Source organism: bacterium (assembly GCA_020440705.1).
Classification (GTDB): domain Bacteria; phylum Krumholzibacteriota; class Krumholzibacteriia; order LZORAL124-64-63; family LZORAL124-64-63; genus JAGRNP01.
Genome location: JAGRNP010000014.1, coordinates 45,180 through 52,110, shown reverse-complemented (window position 1 = coordinate 52,110; position 6,931 = coordinate 45,180). Strand labels below are relative to the sequence as shown.

5 protein-coding genes are annotated in these 6,931 nt (G+C 71.4%); 1 reads left to right on the top strand and 4 read right to left on the bottom strand.

Annotation, left to right across the window (positions count from 1 at the left end; all coding sequences use genetic code 11):
• The 4 genes from KDM41_03995 to KDM41_03980 all read right to left on the bottom strand — a co-directional run.
• A partial coding sequence (locus tag KDM41_03995) for a hypothetical protein (GenBank protein ID MCB1182572.1) occupies positions 1-397 on the bottom strand: 397 nt, incomplete at its 3' end.
• A 423-nt stretch (positions 398-820) separates the two neighbouring features.
• Positions 821-2,404, bottom strand: a complete 1,584-nt coding sequence (gene gpmI, locus KDM41_03990; GenBank protein ID MCB1182571.1) for a 2,3-bisphosphoglycerate-independent phosphoglycerate mutase — start codon at positions 2,402-2,404, stop codon at positions 821-823.
• 15 nt (positions 2,405-2,419) lie between these two features.
• The gene (locus tag KDM41_03985; protein MCB1182570.1) at positions 2,420-2,785 is read right to left on the bottom strand and encodes a cyclic nucleotide-binding domain-containing protein; all 366 of its coding nucleotides are present in this window, start codon (positions 2,783-2,785) and stop codon (positions 2,420-2,422) included.
• A complete protein-coding gene (locus tag KDM41_03980) occupies positions 2,782-4,317 on the bottom strand; it encodes an ATP-binding protein (protein ID MCB1182569.1) in 1,536 nt (511 codons plus the stop codon). Before KDM41_03980 ends, KDM41_03985 begins: the two co-directional genes overlap by 4 nt.
• 137 nt (positions 4,318-4,454) lie before the next feature.
• Between KDM41_03980 and KDM41_03975 the strand changes: the two genes are divergently transcribed.
• Positions 4,455-6,794 (top strand): hypothetical protein, encoded by a 2,340-nt coding sequence (locus KDM41_03975; protein MCB1182568.1) that lies wholly within the window; start codon positions 4,455-4,457, stop codon positions 6,792-6,794.
• The last annotated feature ends 137 nt before the right edge of the window (positions 6,795-6,931 follow it).

Here is a 6,931-nt window from a genome sequence, read left to right as displayed (position 1 = left end):
CCTCGATCAGGCTGCCGACTTCCTCGAAGGTGAGGGCCGAGATGTCGTAGCTCGCCGGGACGACGGGCGTACCCGCGCTCAGGAACACGGAGCTCGGGGTGCCGATCTGCAGCTCACCGCTGAACGTGCTGACGGTGCCGGTGACCTCGACGACGTCGCCGAGGGCGAACGGACCCGCCGCGGAATCGAAGAACTGGATGCCGCCGGTGGCGTCCTGGATGTACCAGGTGCCGCTGTTGTACGTGCCCTTGAGCACGGTGATCTGACCCGTGACGGTGACGCTCTGGCCGAGGTAGGGGCTGGCAGGCGCGCCGCCGGCATCGTAGACCTGGATGTCATCGATGTCCTGGGCGGTGGCCACGCCGCTGATCAAAACAAGGCACATGCACAGTGCCATGCCAAAAAGATGCTTCTTCATCCTTTCGGCCTCCTTCGCGCAGGGGTGATCTGTTTCGGCACTTCTGCAAGCGCCATCCGGAAAGCCATGCCGGTCGAACCCATGTTCGGACCTGTGTTCAGACGTGGGCTCGGACCCGGCATCGTGCGCTTCCTACTCGAGAAGTCAGGTGTCAAGCGAATGGACCTCAAGTGGGAATCAGAGCGCATGTGCGGTGCGGTGGGCGGATCACGTTCGGTCTCCCCCAACCTCCATCCCGGCCGGCATGCCGGCTTGGGCGAATGTGGGCCGGGATGGTCAGTCCCCCTGCGCCGCGTCCCTCTCCGCACCGCCTTAGCCGAGGCGGCCCGAAAGGGATCACAAGAATAGCATACCGGGCCCGGAAAGAAAACCGGGCCCGGTCAATAATTTGTTAAATCCTCACTATTCCGGACGGCTACGCAGGATCGTTTGTCCTGTCATTTCATGGGGTTGCGGGATCCGCAGCAGGTCCAGGACGGTGGGCGCGATGTCGGCCAAACCGAAGGATCCGTCCTTCAGGGCGTCCTTCCGGCCCGCGAATTCCCGTCCGGCGACCACGAAGGGCACCTTGTTCAGGGAGTGCTGGGTGAGGACGGAGCCGTCTTCGGCGAGCATCTCGTCGCAGTTGCCGTGGTCGGCGGTGACCAGCCAGACGGTGCCCTGCGCGAGGCTCGGCGGCATGATCTCGGACAGGAGCCGGTCGAGGGTGCGGAAGGCCGCGACCGCGGCGTCGTACACGCCGGTGTGGCCGACCATGTCGCCGTTGGCGAAGTTCACGATGACCACGTCGTAGTCGTCGCCGCGGCAGGCGCGGTCGACGATCGCCGCCACCTCGGGCGCGCTCATCTCGGGCTGCAGGTCGTAGGTGGCGACCTTCGGCGAGGGGACGAGCTGGCGGTCCTCGCCGGGATACGGCTCCTCGCGGCCGCCGTTCAGGAAGTACGTCACGTGGGCGTACTTCTCGGTCTCGGCGGTGCGCAGGTTGCGCAGGCCGTGGGCGGCGAAGACCTCGGCCAGGCCGTTGCGCGGCATCTCGGGCCGGAACACGGCGGGCAGGTCGGCCAGCTTCTCGTCGTAGGGCGTCATGGTGAGGTAGTTCACGCGGGGGCGGTGGGCCGGCGTGAAGCCGTCGAAGCCCTCCTGCACGAAGGCCCAGGTGAGTTCGCGGGCGCGGTCGGCGCGGAAATTCCAGAAGAAGACGCTGTCGCCATCCTGCACGGTGGCCACGGGGGCGCCGGCGGCATCGGTCAGGAGGGTGGGCTCCATGAACTCGTCGGTGACGCCGGCGGCGTAGCCGGCCTCGATGGCGGCGACGGGGTCGGTGGCGCGGGCGCCCTTGGCGTCGATCTCGCCGTCGACCAGCAGGCGCCAGGCGCGGCCGACGCGCTCCCAGCGCTTGTCGCGGTCCATGGCCCAGTAGCGGCCGCAGACGCTGGCGATCCGTCCGGCGCCGATGGTGTCGAGGGCGGCGACGAGGTCGGCCACGTAGCCGGCGCCGCCGCGGGGGTCGGTGTCGCGGCCGTCGAGGAAGGCATGCACGTAGATCTCGCCCAGGCCGGCGTCCTTCGCCGCGGCGACGATGCCCTTCAGGTGGTCGGTGTGGGAATGGACGCCGCCCGGCGAGACGAGGCCCAGCAGGTGCAGGCGGCCGCTGCCGGCGCGGGCACGCTCCATGAAGCCGGTCCAGGCGGGGGTGCGGGCGAACTCGCCCGTGGCGAGGGACTTGCTGATGCGCACGAGCTCCTGGTCCATCACGCGTCCGGCCCCGATGGTCAGGTGGCCCACCTCGGAGTTGCCCATCTGGCCGTCGGGCAGTCCCACGTGCAGGCCGCTGGCGTCGAGGGTGGTGAAGGGGTAGTCGCGGAAGAGCGACTCGTAGAAGGCCGGCGCGGCGCCCTTGACGGCGTTGCCGATCTCGCTGCCGGGACCGGTGCGGTAACCGACACCGTCGAGGATGCACAGGACGAGGCGGGGCTTGGTGCTCATCTTCTTCCGTTCCGTTCAGTTCGCGTCGGCGAGCGCTCCGGCGGGCAGCGCCCACATCTCGACCTCGCCGAGGGCGGCCAGGACGAGGTCCTCGATATGGTAGCGGTCGGCGGCCGGATCCGCCGCCTCCGGATCGTCGTCACGGGTCAGGACCACCGCACCGGCCTGCAGGATGGCCCGCGTGATCTCGCGGCCGTCGGGCAGGAACTGGCTCACGCGCAGCTTGCCGCGGCGCACCACGTAGTCGGCGGGCACGGCCGGGTGCAGCAGCTGGTCGCCGGCGAGGGGCACCAGGCGCCGCGCCGCCTCGAGACGTTCCATGAGGCCGGGGCGCGTGGCGAAGAGGTGGGCGCCGCGCCAGAGGATGAGTTTGCGGTTCATCGGCGCTCCTCCAGGTAGGGCACGATGCGGCTGCTCGGCAGCTGGCGGCTGCTGGCCCCGACGCGGATGTAGAACTCCTCGCTCTCCTGTCCCTTCTGTCCCTTGCGCAGGAAGACCGGATCGGTGCAGCGGTCGCAGGTGACGACGAAGACCCGCTGCTCGCCGAGGGCGTGGAAGCGGCCGTGGATCCAGGCGGCGAACTCGAGGCCGATGTGCTGCTGCACGAGGTTGTCGAAGTGGAGGATGAACTTGTCGTCGCTGGGGAAGGCGTCGCGGGCCGTGCCCACCACCCCGCCGTCGTCGGCGACGCCGATCAGCAGGTGGCCGCCGTCGGTGTTCAGGTAGGCCACGACGGTCTTGAGCCAGGCCAGCTCCATCTCCTTGCCCGGCTTGTCGGCGTGCAGGTTCCAGCGCATGGTCGCCTTGAACTCGACCCCGACGGACTCGCCGCCGGCGATGAGGGCGCGCACCGCCGCCGCGTCGTCGGGCGGGGCCACGCGGCCGCGGGCGGTGCGCCGGTACTTGTTGCGGTAGTCGAAGGCGAGCAGCACGACGGCGGTCATGGCCAGGGCGAGGATGGCGCCGAAAAGGATCGTCACCCGGCCGGTGGCCGTCTCCAGGCGGCGGCCGAGATCGCTGGCGGGCGCCATCAGGCCCAGCTCGCCGGGGTCGGTGCCGGGCACGCTGCGGTAGAACGAGGCCCACCAGGTGGTGCCGTCGACCTTGAAGCGGAAGGCCTCTTCCCAGGGGCGTTCCCGCCGGCCCCACTCGCGCAGGGCGGTGCCGATGACCTCGTGCTCGGGGCGGTCGCTGACCAGCAGGTCGTTGCTGTCGGTGGTGTCGAGTTCGCCGCCCGAACCGGGGGCGAGCCAGGCGATGCGCCCGCCGGCGAAGCGGCGCACGAGGATGCCGTTCTCGGTGATCGGCGCCGTGGCGGTGAAGCGGTCGAGGTCCGCCTTGGCGATGCCCACCGCGAGCACCGTGCCGTCATCGGTGGCCCGCCCGATGAGCAGGCCCCGCACGCCGAGCCCCGGCAGGTCGCTGTAGTCGGACCAGGCGACCGGATCGCCCGGCCGCGCCTGGCGGGCGCGTCCGTACCACTCGGAGTGGCGCGGGTCGGCTTCGCCCTCGCCGGCGGGCGCCAGGCCCCAGGTGCCGCCGCTTCGGGCGAGCCGCACGATGGCGCCTTCCGGCGGCAACAGGTAGGCGGCGCTGATCTGGGGCGTCGGCGCGAGGAGGGGCGCCAGCAGGGTCGCCGCCGCGTCGGGGTGCGCCGCGTCGAGCAGGCCTTCGCGGTACCAGCCGTCCATGGCCGCGAGGTCGTCGTTCACGGGCTGCAGGTAATAGCGGAACTGGTTGCTGGTCGCGGTCAGCTTGCGGTCGAGGATGTCGGCGAAGACCGTACGCTGCACCTGCAGTTCGCGGATGGTGATCCAGGCCACGGCCGCGACGCCCACCACGACCAGCACCGTGACGGCGGTGACGAGGGGACGCAGGCGGCGTCCGGCACGCGGGGAGGCAAGGGCGCGCAAGGGATTCTCCGGGGTGGCGGTGGCGCTTCGGTTCGCGGCGAAAAAGTACCGCATCGCCCGGCGCGCGACAACCTCCGGACCCGCCGATTGACGCCGGAAGGCGGCGCGACTAGGCTCCGCGCCAGGGAGGTTCCGACATGACGAGATTCCGGATGGCGGGCAGAAGCCGGGCGGGGACCATGGTGGTCCTGGCGGCGATGGCGATCCTGGGGGCGGCGACCGCGGCTTCGGCCCAGGAGAACGAGTGGCCCAAGGTGATGGAGGGCGAGCGGGGGCGGATCCAGCTCTACCAGCCCCAGGTCGAATCGTTCACGGGCAACCGGCTCGAGGCCCGTGCGGCCGTGGCCGTGACGGCCAAGGGGGCCAAGGCGCCGGTCTTCGGCGCCATGTGGTTCCAGTGCGACCTGGCCACCGACCGGGAGGCCGGCACGGCCACGCTCGAGCGGGTGACCGTGAGCAACGCACGCTTCCCGGACACCGACGCCGCGAAGGTCGCGGAGCTGAGCCGGTACCTCGAGGCCGAGATCCCGAAGTGGGACCTCGAGATCTCCCTCGAGCGCCTCGCCGCGTCCCTCGACGGGGTCGCCGGCGCGGGGGCCGAGGAGGGCTTCAACCACGACGCGCCGCGGATCCTGGTGCGCGACCATCCGGCGGTGCTGGTGCTAGTGGACGGCGACCCGATCATCGCGACGCTGTCCGGCACCGACCTGCGCTACGTGGCGAACACGGTGTTCTTCATCGTCGAGGATCCGGCTTCGCGCTGGCTGTACCTGCGGGGCGGGGGCATGTGGTTCACGGCGGCCGACCTGGCCGGTCCGTGGCAGGTCGTGTCCGGGCTGCCGCCGGCGCTGGGCGACGTGGCGGCCCGCATCGAGCAGGAGGAGCAGGACCAGGCCGCCGCCGCGGCCGCCGACGCCGAGAACCTCGGCGTCGCCCGGGACGCCGACGAGGCGCCGCCCGAGATCCTCGTGAGCACGGGACCCGCCGAGCTCATCGTCACCGACGGCGCCGCCGATCTGGCCCCCATCGCGGGCACCGACCTGCTCTACCTGCGCAACTCCGAGTCGGACATCGTCATGGACATCGCGGGGCAGAAGTACTACGTGCTCATCGCCGGACGCTGGTTCCGCAACGGCGAGCTGGCCGACGGGCGCTGGGAGCACGTGCCCTTCGCCGATCTGCCCGCCGACTTCGCCGCCATTCCCGCCGATTCGGACATGGGCCGGGTGCTGGCCTCGGTGCCGGACACGCCCCAGGCCCGCGACGCCATCCTCGATGCGCAGATCCCCCAGACGGCGGAGATCGACCGCCGGACGGCCACCTGCGAGGTGCGCTACGACGGCGACCCGGTGTTCGAGTCGTGCGGGGCGGGCATCAGCTACGCCCGCAACACCGACAAGTCGGTGCTGCTGATCGAGGGCGACTACTGGTGCGTGGACAACGCCGTGTGGTTCACGGCGAGCGGGCCCAACGGTCCCTGGCGGGTGGCCGACATGGTGCCGGCGGTGGTGCAGGACCTGCCCCCGGATTGCCCGGTGTACAACGTGAAGTACGTGCAGATCTACGACGCGACGCCGGAAGTGGTGTACGTGGGCTACACCCCGGGCTACTACGGCACCTACGTGGCCGGTCCGTGCGTGATCTACGGGACCGGCTGGGTGTACCATCCGTGGTGGGGCGCCGTGTACTACCCGCGGCCCGTGACCTACGGCTTCGGCGTGCACTACAGCCCCTGGACCGGCTGGGGCTTCACCTTCGGCATGAGCTACGGCTGGCTCAGCATCGGCGTGGGCTGGGGCCGGCCCTACTACGGCTGCTGGGGTCCGGGCGGCTACCGGTACGGGTATCGTCACGGCTACTGGCACGGCTACAACCACGGCTACCGGCACGGCTATGACCGCGGCTTCGCCGACGGCTACCGCGCGGGCTACCGCGCCGCGCAGCACGACCCGCGCGCCAACACCTACCGCGCGCGCACCGACGGCGTGAAGCGCACCGGCGACCTGGGCCGCCCGGCGCGGGTGCAGCCGGGCCGCAGCGACCGGGCCAACAACGTCTACGCCGACCGCAACGGCGACGTGTACCGCGACCGGGACGGCAACTGGGAGAAGCGGGAAGGCGGCGAGTGGCGCGACGAGAAGGGCGAGCGCGAGCGGGACGGGGATCGCGAGCGCGACGGCGACCGCGACCGCAGCCGCGACAAGGACGCCGGCCGGAACCGGAGCCGGGACGAGGCCCGACCCGAGGGCGACCGCAGCCGCGACGGCAGCCGCGACGCGACCCGGCCCCAGGGTGACCGACAGCCCGACCGCCAGCCCGACCGCAGCCGGGAACAGGTCAAGCCCCAGGAACGCCCGCAGCAGCGGGACCGCCAGCAGCTCGACCGCGACCGGGGCAACCGGCAGCGCGGCGCCGAGCGCCAGCGTCAGGCCCCGCAGCGTTCGGCGCCCCGGGGCGGGGGCGGCCGCCGGCGCTGAGCCGCCTGACCGGACCCGCGACGCACCACGACCCGGCCGCCGGTCACACGCGGCCGGGTCGTTTCGTAGTCGGGGCGGACGCGAGAACGGCGCCGCCCCTTGCGGGAAACCGCGTTCGGGGGTTCCTTCGGCGCTAG